We start from the raw sequence: 15098 nt of genomic DNA, 5'->3' as shown, positions 1-15098 counted from the left end.
CACTCGGCGACAGCGGCTGACCACCCTTGGGCAGCGCACCCACCAGGGTAGAACGCCGCAAGCGGGCCGAACCTGTGAGGTAAGGCTCAGTTCGAACAGCGCGTGCGCTCACCGTCCCGCACCGATCAGCTCGGAGTGCGCCCCGGGCCTGTCCGGCCCTGATCCACCGGACAGGCCCTAGTCGCGATCTATCGCGTTTGGGTACGCTGGGTCGGTGGACCTCGAAAAGCACCCTCAGCAGCCCGCCGCCCCGGCGCCGCCCGCGCCCGCCGGCATCCGCGCCTCCGACGCAGACCGCGACCGGATCGCGGACATCCTGCGGGAGGCCATGGCCGAGGGCCGGCTGACCGCCGAGGAGCACGCCGAGCGCGTCGACTCCGTCTACCGCGCCAAGACCGTCGGCGAACTCGAGCCGCTGGTACGGGACCTGCCGACCCCCGGCGGCGCCACCCGGCCGTCGTCCGCCACGCCGTGCGCGTACGGCCCCGAGGCCCCCGCGGGCCCGGCCGACAATCTGGTGGCGATCTTCAGCAGTTCCACGCGCAAGGGTCGCTGGCGGGTCGGTGGCCGTACGAACGCCTTCGCGCTCTTCGGCAGCGTGGAGATCGATCTGACCGAGGCGCTTTTCAGCCAGAGGCTCACCGTCATCAACGCGACCTCCATCTTCGGCAGTGTCGAGATCAAGGTCCCGGAGAACATCTCGCTGCGCGGCAGCGGCACGGGCGTCTTCGGTAATTTCGAAGTCGTCACCCTGGAATCCGCTGACCCGGAAGCCCCGGTGATCGTCGTCAACGGCTATTCGGTCTTCGGGAACGTCGAGGCAAAGCCGAAGCGCGGGAAACTCATTACGGATCTCCACAACCAGCTGCGCAAACACCTCGGCCGCTGAACCCGCAGCGGTTCGCACGGCCCTGGATCCGGCCAAAATTCCGGTCGACCGCAATTCCGTCAACCGGAACTCCGTGCCACTCAGTGCTTAGGCGCACGCACAGCGGGTAGGGAGTGCTGCATCGTCTCTCGCTCGCGAAGCCGTCGTCAGGAGTAGACCGTGCTGCAACTGCCGCATCAGCCCCTGCAGGTCGCCGCCGTTCCCACCCAGAGCACTCCTGCTCGGGAGGACCAGGCCGGCCCCTGGCACTCGGAGGCGGTGTGCCGCCGGGACGAAGCCGGGCTGTTCTTCGCCCCGTCGAAGGAGCCGACTGCTGCCCGACTGTCCCGCGAGGAGTCCGCGAAGCGGGTCTGCGCGCGCTGTCCGGTGATGGTCGAATGCCGGGAACATGCCTTGGTGCAGCCCGAACCGTACGGGGTGTGGGGCGGCCTCACGGCTGCCGAGCGCCGTGTGGTGCTCGCCCGCCGCAGACGGCGCGAGGTGGAGCTGAAGGCGGCCGCCTCGGCCGACCACATCGCCGCGGCCGGCTGACCGGCCTGTACTTCCGAACCGACGACCCCGGACCGGCAGCCGTTCGCCGACGCCTCGCATCGACGCGAAGAGGCGCCCCCACCGCACATGGGGGGCGCCTCTTCGCGTTCCGACGGCTCCGCACGGACTGCCGTGTGTCGCCGCTGCGCGTCACCTGCCCGGCGCGGCTCCTGCCGCGGCGCGGCCTGCCTCGCGCGGTCTACTTCGCGCGGTCGAAGTCGATCGCGCTGTAGGCGCGCAGCTTCGACAGCCGGTGGGTCGAGTCGATCTTGCGGATCGTGCCGGACTTGGACCGCATCACGATCGACTCGGTGGTCGCCGTCTCGCTGCGGTACCGCACGCCGCGCATCAGCTCACCGTCCGTGATGCCGGTCGCGACGAAGAACACGTTGTCGCCGCTGACCAGGTCGTCGGTGGACAGCACCCGGTCGAGGTCGTGCCCGGCGTCCAGGGCGCGCTGCCGCTCCGCCTCGTCCTTCGGCCAGAGCTTGCCCTGGATGACACCGCCGAGGCACTTTATGGCGCAGGCCGAGATGATGCCCTCGGGGGTGCCGCCGATGCCCATCAGCAGGTCGACGCCGGTGCCCTCACGGGCAGCCATGATCGAGCCGGCGACGTCGCCGTCGGTGATGAACTTGATCCGGGCGCCGGTCTCCCGGATCTCCTTGACGATGCCCTCGTGGCGCGGGCGGTCCAGGATGACGACGGTGACGTCCTCGGGGGCGGAGTTCTTCGCCTTCGCGACCCGGCGGATGTTCACCGACACCGGGGCGTTGATGTCCACGAAGTCGGCGGCCTCGGGGCCGGTCACCAGCTTGTCCATGTAGAAGACCGCGGACGGGTCGAACATGGTGCCGCGGTCGGCGGCGGCCAGCACGGCGATCGCGTTCGGCATGCCCTTGGCGTTCAGGGTCGTGCCGTCGATCGGGTCCACGGCGATGTCGACCTCGGCGCCGGTGCCGTCACCGACCCGTTCGCCGTTGAAGAGCATGGGCGCTTCGTCCTTCTCGCCCTCACCGATGACGACGACGCCGTTCATCGAGACGGTGGAGACGAGGGTCCGCATGGCCTTCACGGCGGCGCCGTCGGCACCGATCTTGTCACCGCGGCCGACCCAGCGCCCGGCAGCCATGGCGGCGGCCTCGGTGACCCGGACCAGCTCCAGCGCCAGGTTGCGGTCGGGGGCCTCCGGGGAGACCTCTAGTTGTGACGGCAGGTGATGCTCGGACATCGGAACGCACCTTTCTGTACGGCGACGACCGGAAGAGGGTGCTGTGACTCTATCGTCAGGTCGACAAAATGAGCAGACCGGGTCACGTATGAGCGGCCCAATGGCTGTCCCGTAATCCCTGGCGGGCGCACGACGACAGCTACGGCACCTCGCCGCGTTGTCGGAACGCCCGAATACATCCAGTATGCGGACGTCCCTCCGCCTTGCGATGCACCGCATCTGACGCCGCGCGCTGATCCACCAGGGATTGCGGGACAGCCCTTGGCCGACCGGTTGTCATGGGTGGCCGCCCCTCGGTCGGGCCCGTCGGGCGTAATGCGAACATGGACCCGTGGCAAGCAAGCGAGGCAAGCAGACGGTGCGGGACATGTTCCTGTCGATGGCGGTCATCTCGGCCGTCGCCGGGGGTGTCTACATTTTCGTACCGCACGACGACAAGGCCAACCCGGTCAAGGCGGTCGACTACCGGGTGGAGCTTCTGACGGCGCGGCGTGCGGCGCCGTATCCGGTGGCCGCTCCGGCCGGTTTGTCCAAGGACTGGAAGCCCACCTCGGTCAGTTACGAGCGCCAGTCGGGTAACGGCTGGCACCTGGGCTTCCTCGACCCGGACGGCAAGTACGTCGCGGTGGAGCAGTCCACGTCCCCGGCGAACAAGTACGTGTCCGAGGTCAGCCAGGACGCGAAGAACACCGGGCGCACGCAGCAGGTCGCGGGCGAGGCGTGGCAGCACTGGAAGGGCCCGAAGTACGACGCCCTGGTGCGCCATGACGACGGCGCGACCACGGTCGTCACGGGCTCGGCCTCGACACAGCGGCTGGCGGAGATGGCCGCCGCCCTCAAGACGTCCTGAGCCAGGCGTACGGCATACGGAGAAGGGCCCCGGAGCACTTGGTGCTCCGGGGCCCTTCTCCGTGCGACCGGGTGGATCAGACGGTCTGGATGACCTCGTCGTAGGCGAGACGCGGCGAACGCGGGAACCAGGCGTCGTCGCCCGGCTTGCCGATGTTGACGACCATCAGCACGCTGTGGTCGGCGTCGAGGAACTCCTTCTCGATGCCCGCGGCGTCGAAGCCGGTCATCGGGCCGGCGGCCAGACCGGCGGCGCGGACGCCGATGATGAAGTACGCGGCCTGCAGGGCGGAGTTCAGGGCGGCGGCCGACTCGCGGACCGGGCGCTCGGAGAAGAACGCGTCCTTGGCCTGCGGGAAGTGCGGGAACAGCGCCGGGAGCTCCTCGTGGAACTCGTTGTCGGCGGCCAGGATCGCGACCAGCGGGGCGGTGGAGGTCTTCGGCTGGTTGCCCTCCGCCATGTGGCTCACGAGGCGCGCGCGGGCGTCGTCGGAGCGGACCAGGACAATGCGCAGCGGCGACTGGTTGAAGGCGGTGGGCCCGTACTTGACCAGGTCGTATATCGCCTGGACCTGCTCCTCGGAGACCGGCTCGTCGGTGAAGGTGTTGGCGGTGCGGGCCTCACGGAAGAGGAGGTCCTGGGCGGCGGGGTCAAGAACGAGGGGCATCTTGCATTACCTTCCGGGCGAATGGGGATCAAGCGATACAGCGACGGTAACCGACGGGTAGGTTAACTTTCAACTAAAACCTGGCCTGAGTGATCCACTCCACAAACGTGTGCGTGGGTGGCGTGCGGGCCGTCCCGATTTCCGACGAGGCTCATAACCGCCGCGCGCTCGCATCCATTCCGGGGCGGACCGGCTCGCCCCGGATCCCTACGGTTCGGGAGTCACCCGGCGTCGTCCTGCTGGTCCTTCCCGGGCTGGGCGAGGGCCTCGTCCAGGCGGGCCCGGGCCCCTTCCAGCCAGCGCCGGCAGACCTTGGCCAGCTCCTCGCCCCGCTCCCACAGCGCGAGGGACTCCTCCAGCGTCGTGCCGCCCGCCTCCAGGCGCCGCACAACCTCGATCAGCTCGTCGCGCGCCTGCTCGTAGCCGAGCGTGTCCGTGGCGGCAGCTGCCGTTGTCGCGTCGTCCGTCATGTGATCCACCCTATGTGTGAGCTACGACAGCCAGGTCCGAACCGCGTCCGCGGCCGCGCCGGGCCCGGGCGAAGGGGAAAGGCGAAGGAAATGGGACGCCGCACCGGCTCACTCGGCCACCCGCACGGTGAACTCGCCCTCCGACACCCGCGCCCGCAGCTCGTCGCCCGGCGCCCCGGCGTCCGCGGGGGAGCGGACCACATGACCGTCCGGCCGCTGCAGCACCGCGTACCCGCGCTCCAGCGTCGCCGCGGGCGACAGTGCGACGACCCGCGCCCGGGTGTGTGCGAGCTCCGAGTCCGCCCGGTCCAGCAGATGCCCCAGCACCCGGCGGCTGCGCCCGATCAGCGCGTCGACCTCCGCCGCGCGCTCGTCCACCATTCGCAGCGGCTGCTGCATGGAGGGCCGGCCCAGCGCGTGCGCAAGCCCCCGCTCCTCCCGGTCGAGCAGCCCTCGTACGGTCCGCAGCGCCCGGTCCCGCAGCTGCTGCACCCGGTCCAGCTCCTCGCCCACGTCCGGCACGACCTTCTTCGCCGCGTCCGTGGGCGTGGACGCCCGCAGATCGGCGACCAGATCGAGCAGCGGGGAGTCCGGCTCGTGCCCGATCGCGGACACCACCGGCGTACGGCACTCGGCGACCGTACGGATCAGCTGCTCGTCCGAGAACGGCAGCAGGTCCTCCACGCTGCCGCCGCCGCGCGCGACGATGATCACGTCGACATCCGGCAGGTCGTCCAGCTCCTTCACCGCCTGGACCACCTGGTTCACCGCGTGCACACCCTGCACCGCCGTATTGCGCACCTCGAAGCGCACCGCGGGCCAGCGGCGCCGCGCGTTCTCCAGCACATCGCGCTCGGCCGCCGACGCCCGCCCGCAGACCAGGCCGATCAGCTGCGGCAGGAACGGCAGCGGCTTCTTCCGGTCCAGGGCGAAGAGCCCCTCGGCGGCCAGCGACTTCTTCAGCAGCTCCAGCCGGACCAGCAGCTCACCGATGCCGACCGGCCGTATCTCCGTGGCCCGCAGGGACAGCTGGCCGCGGGGCGCGTACCACTCGGGCTTGGCGAGGACGACGACGCGGGCGCCCTCCGTCACCACGTCCGCGATCCGGTCGAAGACCTGCCGGAAGCAGGTCACGCTCACCGAGATGTCGTGCGACGGGTCGCGCAGGGTCAGGAACACCACCCCGGCGCCCGGCCGCCGCGACAGCTGGGTGATCTGCCCCTCGACCCAGACGGCCCCGAGCCGGTCGATCCATCCGCCGATGAGCCGTGACACCTCGCCGACGGGCAGCGGGGCTTCCGCGGAGGTATTGAGAGCCATGCGAGCGAGCGTATCCGCCACCACGGACAACGAGGCAGCCCTACACAGCCGGGCCTCGCCCCCACTGCATCGCCAGCACCACCAGCCCCACCCCCAGCCAGCAGACCCCCACCACCTGCGCGCTCGCCGTCGCGCTGAGGATCACCGCGATCAGCACCCCCGCACCCACCACGGGCACCAGCACATGCCGCCACCAGCTCGGCGGCCCGTCCATCCGGCGTACGGCGAACCAGCCGACCACCGACGCGTGCAGCAGCACGAACGCCGTCAGCGCACCGATGTCGACCACCGACACCAGATGGTCGAGGCCGTCGTCGCGGCGGGCCGCCCAGACCGCCGCCACCAGCGTCACGGCCGCGGCGATCAGGATCGCGGCCCGCGGCACCCCGGACCGCGGGTCGATCCGGGCCAGCAGCGAGGGCAGCCGCTGCTCCCTGGACATGGCGAAGAGCAGCCGCCCTGCCGCCGCCTGGCCGGCCAGCGCCGCGAACGCCGCCCCGATCGCCTTGCTGATCGCCACCAGGTCGTGCAGCCACGTGCCCACCGCGAAGTCGACCGTGTCGTAGAACGCCGACCCCTGCCTGGCCGGTTCGGCGGCCAGATCCGCCGACGTCATCGGCTCCAGCAGCGCCGCCAGATAGCCCTGTGCCACGAACAGCACCCCTGCGAGGACCAGACAGAAAAGCAGCGCCCGCGCCACCTTCTCCGAGCCGCCGGTGGCCTCCTCCGCGAACGAGGCGATGGCGTCGAAGCCCAGATACGAGAGCACGGCCACCGACACCGCGCCCAGTACCGCCCGCAGGGAGAAGCCGGAGTCACCGGTGAACGGCGTCCACCAGCCGCGCTGCGCCCCGTCCTGGACGAGAACCACCACCGCCGACACCAGGAAGACCAGCAGCACCACGATCTCCATCGCGAGCACCGCGAAGCCGACCCGCGCCGCAGCCCGTACACCCCAGAGGTTGAGCAGCGTGGTGATGACCACCGCGAGCGCCGTCCACACCCACCGCGACACCTCCGGGACCAGCGAGTTCATCGCGATCCCGGAAAAGAGATAGGCGACCGCCGGAATCAGGAGATAGTCGAGCATCGCCATCCACCCGGCGATGAACCCGGGCCCTTCCCCGAGTCCCTTGCGCGCATACGTGAAGACCGAACCCGCCAGTGGGGCCACCCGCACCATCTGCGCGTAACTGAACGCGGTGAAGCCCATGACGACGGTCGCCGCGAGGTACACCAGCGCGACCGCGCCGTCCGATTTCGCGTCGAGCGTGCCGAAGACGCCGACGGGCGCCATGGGAGCGATGAACAGCAGCCCATAGACGACCAGATCCCGGAACCCGAGCGTCCGCCGCAGGGTCGCCCGGTCCGCCGTACTGCTGCCCGCCATGAACCCTCCGTCGGTCGCACGGACACGGTCGCGCACGTGGCATATGTGGCATTGCAGGGCGTACACGTGGTGAACGTCGCGTACGGCTCAGTCTCCCGACCCGGCCGAACCCTCGCCTGTTCGGTACGGCCTTACGATGGGACGCATGACTGCTACGCCCAGCCCGTCACCCGCCGCCGCCCCGAGTGCGGGCGCCACGCGCCGCAGTGACGCCCGCCGTGTCCTGCTCGCCGCACCCCGTGGCTACTGCGCGGGCGTGGACCGTGCCGTGATCGCCGTCGAGAAGGCCCTGGAGCAGTACGGGGCCCCGATCTATGTCCGCCACGAGATCGTGCACAACAAGTACGTCGTGCAGACCCTGGAGAGGAAGGGCGCGATCTTCGTCGACGTCACGGCGGAGGTGCCCGAGGGTTCCATCGTGATGTTCTCCGCCCACGGCGTCGCGCCGACCGTGCACGCCGAGGCCGCTGAGCGCAAGCTCGCCACGATCGACGCGACGTGCCCGCTGGTGACCAAGGTCCACAAGGAAGCCGTCCGGTTCGCCAAGGAGGACTACGACATCCTCCTGATCGGCCACGAGGGCCATGAGGAAGTCATCGGCACGAGCGGTGAGGCGCCCGACCACATCACGCTGGTCGACGGCCCCGAGGACGTCGCCAGTGTCTCCGTGCGCGACGAGTCGAAGGTGGTCTGGCTCTCCCAGACCACGCTCTCGGTCGACGAGACGATGGAGACGGTGGACGCGCTCAAGGAGAAGTTCCCGCAGCTGGTCTCGCCGCCCAGCGACGACATCTGCTACGCCACGCAGAACCGTCAGATCGCGGTGAAGAAGCTCGCCGAGGACGCCGAACTGGTCATCGTCGTCGGCTCCAAGAACTCCTCGAACTCGATCCGCATGGTCGAGGTCGCCCTCGACGCGGGCGCCCCCGCGGCGCACCTGGTGGACTTCGCGAGCGAGATCGACGAGGCCTGGCTGGAAGGTGTCACCACGGTCGGCCTCACCTCCGGTGCCTCGGTTCCCGACGTGCTGGTGGACGGCGTACTGGAGTGGCTGGCCGAGCGCGGCTACGGCGACGTGGAGACGGTGAAGACGGCCGACGAGTCGATCACCTTCTCGCTGCCCAAGGAGCTCCGCCGGGACCTGCGCGCAGAGGCGGCGGCACTCACCGCCGAGTGACGCCTGCCGTTCTCCCGGGCGGAGTGGCCCGTGCTCCGGGAAGGTGAGCGGGGGGCGGCGCCAGCCCGTACGGTGGTTCGCATGCAGATCTTCGGCGTGGACATCGGCGGATCCGGGATCAAGGGTGCTCCCGTGGACCTGGACCGCGGAGACCTGGCGCAGGAGCGCCACAAAGTACTGACACCGCATCCGGCCACGCCCAAGGACGTGGCCGACTGCGTGGCCGAGGTGGTCGGCCACTTCGACTGGTCGGGTCCGGTCGGCGTCACCTTCCCGGGCGTCGTCACGGGCGGTGTCACCCGCACCGCGGCCAATGTCGACAAGGGCTGGATCGACCATGACGCCCGGACGCTGCTCGGCGAGAAGCTGGGCCTTCCGGTGACCGTCCTCAACGATGCCGACGCGGCGGGAATCGCCGAAATGGCCTTCGGTGCGGGGCGCGACCGCAAGGGGACCGTGATCATGCTGACGCTCGGTACGGGTATCGGCAGCGCGGTCTTCATCGACGGGCAGCTCGTGCCCAACACCGAGCTCGGCCATTTGGAGCTGGACGGCCACGAAGCGGAGAAGCACGCCTCCACGAAGGCCAAGGAGGACGAGGAGCTGAGCTGGCACCACTGGGCGCACCGGGTGCAGAAGTACCTGTCGCATCTGGAGATGCTGTTCACGCCCGAGCTCTTCATCATCGGGGGCGGAGTCAGCCGAAAGGCCGACAAGTTCCTGCCGCTGATCGAGCATGTGCGGGCCGAGATGGTGCCGGCCGAGCTGCAGAACAACGCGGGCATCGTGGGAGCGGCGATGGCGGCGGCAGGCAAATAGCCCTTTTGCGCCGCTGCCCCCTGCCTCTGCCCCTGCCTCTGCCCCGGTCTCAGGGATTTGGACGCCGGGCGGAGCGAGCCGTCTTCGTGGCCGACCGCATCCGCCGCCGGCGCTGCCGCATCAGCCGGACCTTGCGTACGGAGGCGATGAGCCCGGCGATGAGCGTGCCGCCGTACAGCCAGCCTGCATGGACGGCGAGCGCCGTGACCACTGCCATGGTCTGCCCGCCGAAGCCGCCCGTGCCGCCGGCGATCGGAATCACACCGACGGCGAACGCGATCGGCACAATGATCGGTGCGGTCACCAGGTCCGCGGGCCGCACCCAGAGCGCGGTCAGCGCGCTGACCGGCAGGAACAGCACCCCGTACAGGATCGACGAACCGTCGAACAGCAGCCAGTCGAGGCAGGCCAGCGCGAACATGACGGCGGCGGCGAACAGCCCGGCACCGATGCCGGTCAGTCGCGGATTGGGCAGCCTGCGCAGCGCGAGCAGGAGGGGCGGCACCCGTCGTGTCCGTCCGTCGGGCGTGGCCACCACCCGGTACACGGTGGTGGCCTCGTCGATGGTGCTCTGCGGGGACAGCGGGGCCTGCTGCGACGGCTGCCGGCGCTGAGGGGGACGTGTTCTGGGCTGCTCCACCGGGACAACGTAGGTCGCGAGGTGGGAGGGAGGAGGCGTTGGACACGCCCTTTGGATGACCTTCGCGGTGAGTTCGATGCCACATGGTCGAACGGGAACCGCATCGGCCCCCGACCGGACGCGTGACTGCCCGCTCGCCCCCGCCCGTAAACTGGAGAATCGGCCCACCCGTCCTTACTCCAGGAAGTCGCCAACGTGTCGCTCACGATCGGAATCGTCGGTCTGCCGAATGTCGGCAAGTCGACCCTGTTCAACGCCCTGACCAAGAACGACGTGCTGGCGGCCAACTACCCGTTCGCCACGATCGAGCCGAACGTGGGCGTCGTCGGTGTCCCGGACGCCCGTCTGAACAAGCTGGCCGAGATCTTCGGCTCGCAGCGCCTGCTCCCGGCCACCGTCGACTTCGTCGACATCGCGGGCATCGTCCGCGGTGCGAGCGAGGGCGAGGGCCTGGGCAACAAGTTCCTCGCGAACATCCGCGAGTCGGACGCGATCTGCCAGGTCATCCGGGCCTTCAAGGACGAGAACGTCGTCCACGTCGACGGCAAGGTCTCGCCCAAGGACGACATCGAGACGATCAACACCGAGCTGATCCTCGCCGACCTCCAGTCCATCGAGAAGGCCGTCCCGCGCCTCACGAAGGAGTCGCGCCTCCAGAAGGAGAAGGTCGCGGTCCTCGCCGCGGTCGAGGAGGCCCAGCAGATCCTGGAGTCCGGCGAGACGCTCTTCGCCGCGGGCATCACCGCAGGCACGGAGAAGGGCAAGCTCCTCCACGAGCTGCACCTCCTCACCGTCAAGCCCTTCCTCTACGTCTTCAACGTCGACGAGGACGAGCTGGTCGACGAGGACTTCAAGAACGAACAGCGTGCCCTGGTCGCCCCCGCCGAAGCGATCTTCCTCAACGCCAAGATCGAGTCCGAGCTGATCGAACTCGACGACGACGAGGCCCTCGAACTCCTCCAGTCCATGGGCCAGGAAGAACCCGGCCTGGCCACCCTCGGCCGCGTCGGCTTCGACACGCTGGGCCTGCAGACCTACCTCACGGCAGGCCCGAAGGAAGCCCGCGCCTGGACGATCAAGAAGGGCGCCACGGCCCCCGAGGCGGCCGGTGTCATCCACACCGACTTCCAGAAGGGCTTCATCAAGGCGGAGATCGTCTCCTTCGACGACCTGGTGACGATGGGCTCGGTCGCCGAGGCCCGCGCGAAGGGCAAGGCCCGCATGGAGGGCAAGGAGTACGTGATGCAGGACGGCGACGTGGTGGAGTTCCGCTTCAACGTCTAGTTGATCTTGCGAAAGGCCGTCCGACCTGCGGCGGAGCGGGTTGGGCGGCCTTGACTCACCTTGGTGAGGGAGATCCGCGTACGCCTTGTCGACCGCGGCCCAGGTCCACTCCTCGGAGTCGGGCCACAGGTGTGGGTGCAGATGTTCAGCGTCATGGCCGCGTTGGTGTCTCGGGCTCATCGGCGGGGAAGCCAACATTCACATCGTTGAGTCGGCGCGGCCCGGATGGTTGGTTCAAGCCGCAGGCGAATACCTGTTGTCCCGCCGGATGACACCAGGCATGAAGCGGTGTCCATCAGCTTCCACCAGCAGTCGCCAGCTCAACTTTCTTACGCATTCGCAGATTTAACGGTCCGTCACAACTCTCGCCCTCACGTTCCTCCATGTGGGCAACAGTGTGGAGACGTTGTGACCGACGACACACGCCAACGCTCCGCACGCTGCGGTGAACCAAATTGATCATTATATGTCTGCATTACAGCGGTGCACTCGCCCTCCCCGTAAGCGCATGGCATCAAAATCCCGCCACCGCGCTGGGCTGGCTGGCTGGTCTGGACCCTTACCCGGGAGCGCATGCTCCCCGTAGATTTCCGGCGATCGCAGAGAGCGCTTACCCAACTGCGCGCCGGGCCCCGGGAAGAGGTCCGTGCGGTCAACTTCATTTGCTTCATCGGGAGGGGAAACGTCATGTTCAACGCACTCAGGTCCACCGTCGGTGCGGGGCTGGCCGTCATCGCAGTCATTGCCCTTGCCTCACCGCAGGCTTCCGCTGAAGTGAAGTCCAGTGCGTCGCCTGGCAACTCCGCTGTGCAGATTACGAGGGACGCCGACGCCACGACCCGTGCCATTGCAGAGGCTGATCCGCAGGCCGTGGCCGCCGCTGCAACCGTGTGCGGGACCGGCTACGCGCTGAGCAAGGGGATTCCTCTTCCTCTGGGAACCGACCCCGACCTGCGCCTGGCCACATTGTTCTCCTACCAGAACGCCGGCAAGGGCTGCGTGATCCTCGACAACAACGTCGGTGCCTCCCGGTACATGTACTTGAAGGTTTGCAAGGTGGATGGCACGGGCTGCGACACCGACTCGGGTAACTTCAGCTCGTATGCGGGCCCGGTCTACGTATCCAGCTTCGCCTGCGCACCGGTGACCGCAAAGATGGGTACGAGCTCGAGCAGCCTCTTCATCAACTACACAAACGACTATGTGTTCCCCTGCAACTAGCATTGTGGCCGGATGAGAGTGACGAACGCGCCGCGTGCAGGTCACAGTCGCCGCGGGCAAGACGTCAGCGCCCGTGACCGTCAAGGCTTCCCGGGCGCGACGTGGCCGACGCAGGCCGAAGTCACCGTTGTAGGGATCAAGAACGCTAAAAGTGTTCAGATCGGTCTGAAGGTCGGCAAGGATATCTGTCCCTTCGGTGGTTCTCGCTGACCGGCGGCCTCGTGTGCAGCTCGCATTGCGCACGAGGCCGCCTGCTGCTCAGCGCAAGGCCACGCTCCCGCGCTACCGCATTCTTGGTGCGCTGAGGGCATCCATAATCGGCGCATGGATGTCGTGGGGATACTTGAAGCCGCCTCGCTGTTGGTGCCCGAAGGCGTTGCCACCGACAACGACATCACTGTTTCTGATGCCTGGGACTACCTCGCGCACGACGAGTGGGAAGTGGCGCTCGACCTGCTCCAGGAACTGGGTGACGGATGGACAGCGCCGACGGGGTTCTGGGAGCAGCTGGAACGCGCGGCGGTGATGATGGGGCTCGAACGGAGCAGGGAGTGGTGCCGGTGGCGGGGTGCCGAGACGCGAGTGGGCGTCATCCGGGCTGATCTCGTGCTCCTCCCGGCTGGTGAGGCGTTCCGGCGTACTCCGATCCCCGGAGCCGGGGTGCTGCGGCCGATGTGGGACATCGGCCACCGGAGGGAGGGCGGGGCGTCCGACCTGGACATCGCTCGCGTGTGGGTCGAGTTCGTTCCCGACCTCGCGCCCGGCGCTCGGGCTCCAGTGCGCCTCCTGCCTCTGACGCCGGCGCGGTGGAGGCACCTCGCCCCGGGCGACCGGATCACGCTGTACGAGACCGCGGTGGCCGGCGGGACGGCGTCGATCCTGGAGGTGCACCCTCCAGAGGTGTAGGGCAGTTGGCCGGCGGGGTGCGCCTGTCGTTCGCCGGCCGCCTCCCTCCACCGTGTTCTCACCCTCTGACAGCCACCCTCGTCGAGCACGATGCCGGCTCCAATCCGCAATCGCGCACCCCATGCCCGCCGCTGCGCTCCAACAGGCCACCCGAGATGAAGTAAGATTCAATCTACGTAAGAATCTTTCTACGTTAATCACCCCAGGGGTGCCTCGTGGAGTTCCAAGGTCGGGCCGGAGATCTTGAGCTGTTGGCTGAGCAGTACCGAACAGTGGCAGAGGGTGCCGGCGCCACCCGGGGACGGGCCGTGATCATGACGGGCCGGCGCCGAGTAGGGAAGTCGCGACTGGTCCAGGAGTTCTGCGACCGCTCGGGAGCGCCTTACGTGGTGTTCCAGGCCACCCGGGGGCGCAACCCTGTGACAGAGCGCGCCGACTTTGTCGCGACCCTCGCGCAGTCACTGCTACCGGGGGCGGAGCTGGTCGCCGGCCTCCAGGCGCAGGACTGGAACCAGGCCCTGCGCTCGCTGGCCTTGGCGGTACCCGATCACTCACCCAGCATCGCGGTGATCGACGAGGTGCCCTGGCTGGTCGAGCAGGATCAGGAATTCGAGGGCGCACTCCAAACTGTCTGGGACCGTCACCTGTCTTCCAAGCCCGTGCTTCTGCTGCTGGTCGGCAGCGATACATCGGTGATGGAGGCACTGCAGTCGTACGGGCGCCCGTTCTTCGGTCGGGCAGCGAAAATGACCGTTCACCCCCTGAACCTGGCCGACGTGCAAGCCATGACCGAGCTCGACGCCTCCGAAGCTGTCGACGCCCAGTTGATCACTGGCGGTTTCCCCGAGATCGTGCAGTCGTGGCGGCCGGGAATGGGGCGCACGGCCTTCCTGCAGGCTTCGGTCGCCAATCCTCTCTCGCCCCTGCTGGTGGCAGGCGAGCTGTCCCTGCTGGGCGAATTCCCCGAGGCTTCGCACTCACGGGCCGTACTGGAAGCGGTCGGCAGCGGTGAACGCACGTTCAGCGCGATCGCGGCCCGGGCCGGCGGCGCCGGCGCGCTGCCGTCCGGCACGCTCTCCCCGCTGCTGGCCACGCTGCAGGCCAAGCGAGTCGTGGCCGCTGATCTCCCCCTGTCCGCCAAGCCGGACAGCAAGAACAAGCGCTATCGGATCGCCGACCCGTATCTGCGGTTCTGGCTGGCCTTCCTGGCGCGCGCGATCCCACTCATCGAGCGTGGCCGCGGTGACCTGGCGTTGGAACGCATCGAGCGGTCATGGACCACTTGGCGCGGGAGAGCGGTCGAGCCGCTGATCCGCGAGTCCCTGCTGCGTCTGATGCCCGATGACGAGTGGCCCGGGACCGAGGCCATCGGCGGTTGGTGGAACCGTCAGAACAACCCCGAGGTCGACCTCATCGGTGCGGACCGCGAGCCGGTGGCGCGGCAGGTGCACTTCGTCGGGTCGGTCAAGTGGTTCGAGACCCAGCCCTTCGGCCGTCACGAGTACGACGCCTTGGTACGCGACGTGCTCGCCGTCCCCGGTGCCGCCCCGGACACTCCGCTGGTCGCGGTCTCCCGCTGCGGTGTGGCCGACGATCTGCCGCTGGCCGCGCACTGGGGACCGGAGGACCTCGTACGGGCGTGGCAGCCCCGATAGCCGCGGAGCCCGAAGTCCCCCACCTCGCGAGCGGCGTGGTGCTTTCGG

At 68.7% G+C, this 15098-nt stretch carries 15 protein-coding genes; 9 read left to right on the top strand and 6 right to left on the bottom strand.

All coding sequences use genetic code 11. From position 1 onward, the window contains the following. The first annotated feature begins 214 nt into the window (after positions 1-214). Both OHB49_RS16590 and OHB49_RS16585 read left to right on the top strand, forming a co-directional pair. Positions 215-889 carry a DUF1707 SHOCT-like domain-containing protein gene (locus OHB49_RS16590; RefSeq protein ID WP_329161162.1) on the top strand — a complete coding sequence of 225 codons (675 nt, stop codon included), beginning with the start codon at positions 215-217 and terminating at the stop codon, positions 887-889. A gap of 159 nt (positions 890-1048) precedes the next feature. Further along, the gene (locus tag OHB49_RS16585; RefSeq protein ID WP_030969400.1) at positions 1049-1420 is read left to right on the top strand and encodes a WhiB family transcriptional regulator; all 372 of its coding nucleotides are present in this window, start codon (positions 1049-1051) and stop codon (positions 1418-1420) included. 199 nt (positions 1421-1619) lie between these two features. Here OHB49_RS16585 and glpX read toward each other — a convergent pair whose 3' ends face one another. Next, entirely contained in the window at positions 1620-2651 is a 1032-nt protein-coding gene (glpX, locus tag OHB49_RS16580) for a class II fructose-bisphosphatase (RefSeq protein ID WP_030915070.1), read from the bottom strand. A gap of 331 nt (positions 2652-2982) precedes the next feature. On the opposite strand from glpX, the gene OHB49_RS16575 reads away from it, so the two are divergent. Continuing rightward, positions 2983-3501 carry a DUF4245 domain-containing protein gene (locus tag OHB49_RS16575; protein WP_030969402.1) on the top strand — a complete coding sequence of 173 codons (519 nt, stop codon included), beginning with the start codon at positions 2983-2985 and terminating at the stop codon, positions 3499-3501. A gap of 76 nt (positions 3502-3577) precedes the next feature. Here OHB49_RS16575 and OHB49_RS16570 read toward each other — a convergent pair whose 3' ends face one another. From OHB49_RS16570 to OHB49_RS16555, 4 genes are all read right to left on the bottom strand, one after another. After that, positions 3578-4168, bottom strand: a complete 591-nt coding sequence (locus OHB49_RS16570; protein ID WP_329161161.1) for a malonic semialdehyde reductase — start codon at positions 4166-4168, stop codon at positions 3578-3580. A gap of 221 nt (positions 4169-4389) precedes the next feature. Next, positions 4390-4638 (bottom strand): exodeoxyribonuclease VII small subunit, encoded by a 249-nt coding sequence (locus OHB49_RS16565; RefSeq protein ID WP_030969405.1) that lies wholly within the window; start codon positions 4636-4638, stop codon positions 4390-4392. A 108-nt stretch (positions 4639-4746) separates the two neighbouring features. After that, on the bottom strand, positions 4747-5958 hold the full coding sequence (xseA, locus tag OHB49_RS16560) for an exodeoxyribonuclease VII large subunit (protein ID WP_030915081.1): 1212 nt from the start codon (positions 5956-5958) through the stop codon (positions 4747-4749). Positions 5959-5998: 40 nt separating this feature from the next. Then, a complete protein-coding gene (locus tag OHB49_RS16555) occupies positions 5999-7348 on the bottom strand; it encodes an APC family permease (protein ID WP_329161160.1) in 1350 nt (449 codons plus the stop codon). 136 nt (positions 7349-7484) lie between these two features. Between OHB49_RS16555 and OHB49_RS16550 the strand changes: the two genes are divergently transcribed. Together OHB49_RS16550 and ppgK are read left to right on the top strand one after the other, a co-directional pair. After that, positions 7485-8525 carry a 4-hydroxy-3-methylbut-2-enyl diphosphate reductase gene (locus OHB49_RS16550; RefSeq protein WP_443079530.1) on the top strand — a complete coding sequence of 347 codons (1041 nt, stop codon included), beginning with the start codon at positions 7485-7487 and terminating at the stop codon, positions 8523-8525. Positions 8526-8606: 81 nt separating this feature from the next. After that, positions 8607-9344 carry a polyphosphate--glucose phosphotransferase gene (gene ppgK, locus OHB49_RS16545; RefSeq protein WP_329161157.1) on the top strand — a complete coding sequence of 246 codons (738 nt, stop codon included), beginning with the start codon at positions 8607-8609 and terminating at the stop codon, positions 9342-9344. A gap of 49 nt (positions 9345-9393) precedes the next feature. Here ppgK and OHB49_RS16540 read toward each other — a convergent pair whose 3' ends face one another. Continuing rightward, entirely contained in the window at positions 9394-9879 is a 486-nt protein-coding gene (locus OHB49_RS16540) for a DUF6542 domain-containing protein (protein ID WP_234432804.1), read from the bottom strand. Positions 9880-10179: 300 nt separating this feature from the next. Here OHB49_RS16540 and ychF point away from each other — a divergent pair, with 300 nt between their 5' ends. From ychF to OHB49_RS16520, 4 genes are all read left to right on the top strand, one after another. Further along, entirely contained in the window at positions 10180-11268 is a 1089-nt protein-coding gene (gene ychF / locus OHB49_RS16535) for a redox-regulated ATPase YchF (RefSeq protein WP_030969415.1), read from the top strand. A 687-nt stretch (positions 11269-11955) separates the two neighbouring features. After that, on the top strand, positions 11956-12489 hold the full coding sequence (locus OHB49_RS16530; protein ID WP_030969417.1) for a hypothetical protein: 534 nt from the start codon (positions 11956-11958) through the stop codon (positions 12487-12489). Positions 12490-12813: 324 nt separating this feature from the next. After that, on the top strand, positions 12814-13395 hold the full coding sequence (locus tag OHB49_RS16525; protein WP_329161151.1) for a hypothetical protein: 582 nt from the start codon (positions 12814-12816) through the stop codon (positions 13393-13395). A gap of 215 nt (positions 13396-13610) precedes the next feature. Beyond that, complete coding sequence (locus OHB49_RS16520) at positions 13611-15050, top strand: ATP-binding protein (RefSeq protein WP_329161149.1); 1440 nt, start codon at positions 13611-13613, stop codon at positions 15048-15050. Positions 15051-15098: the final 48 nt, after the last annotated feature.

It is taken from the genome of Streptomyces sp. NBC_01717, assembly GCF_036248255.1.
GTDB lineage: Bacteria > Actinomycetota > Actinomycetes > Streptomycetales > Streptomycetaceae > Streptomyces.
Note: the sequence above shows the minus strand (reverse complement) of the source record. Positions and strands in the feature narration are given on the sequence as shown.

What these genes read in the sequence shown, in the direction of transcription:
- glpX (WP_030915070.1), bottom strand. Translation starts at nt 2,651, where the DNA reads ATGTCCGAGCATCACCTGCCGTCACAACTAGAGGTCTCCCCGGAGGCC.
- OHB49_RS16570 (WP_329161161.1), bottom strand. Translation starts at nt 4,168, where the DNA reads ATGCCCCTCGTTCTTGACCCCGCCGCCCAGGACCTCCTCTTCCGTGAG.
- OHB49_RS16565 (WP_030969405.1), bottom strand. Translation starts at nt 4,638, where the DNA reads ATGACGGACGACGCGACAACGGCAGCTGCCGCCACGGACACGCTCGGC.
- xseA (WP_030915081.1), bottom strand. Translation starts at nt 5,958, where the DNA reads ATGGCTCTCAATACCTCCGCGGAAGCCCCGCTGCCCGTCGGCGAGGTG.
- OHB49_RS16555 (WP_329161160.1), bottom strand. Translation starts at nt 7,348, where the DNA reads ATGGCGGGCAGCAGTACGGCGGACCGGGCGACCCTGCGGCGGACGCTC.
- OHB49_RS16550 (WP_443079530.1), top strand. Translation starts at nt 7,485, where the DNA reads ATGGGACGCATGACTGCTACGCCCAGCCCGTCACCCGCCGCCGCCCCG.
- ppgK (WP_329161157.1), top strand. Translation starts at nt 8,607, where the DNA reads ATGCAGATCTTCGGCGTGGACATCGGCGGATCCGGGATCAAGGGTGCT.
- OHB49_RS16530 (WP_030969417.1), top strand. Translation starts at nt 11,956, where the DNA reads ATGTTCAACGCACTCAGGTCCACCGTCGGTGCGGGGCTGGCCGTCATC.
- OHB49_RS16525 (WP_329161151.1), top strand. Translation starts at nt 12,814, where the DNA reads ATGGATGTCGTGGGGATACTTGAAGCCGCCTCGCTGTTGGTGCCCGAA.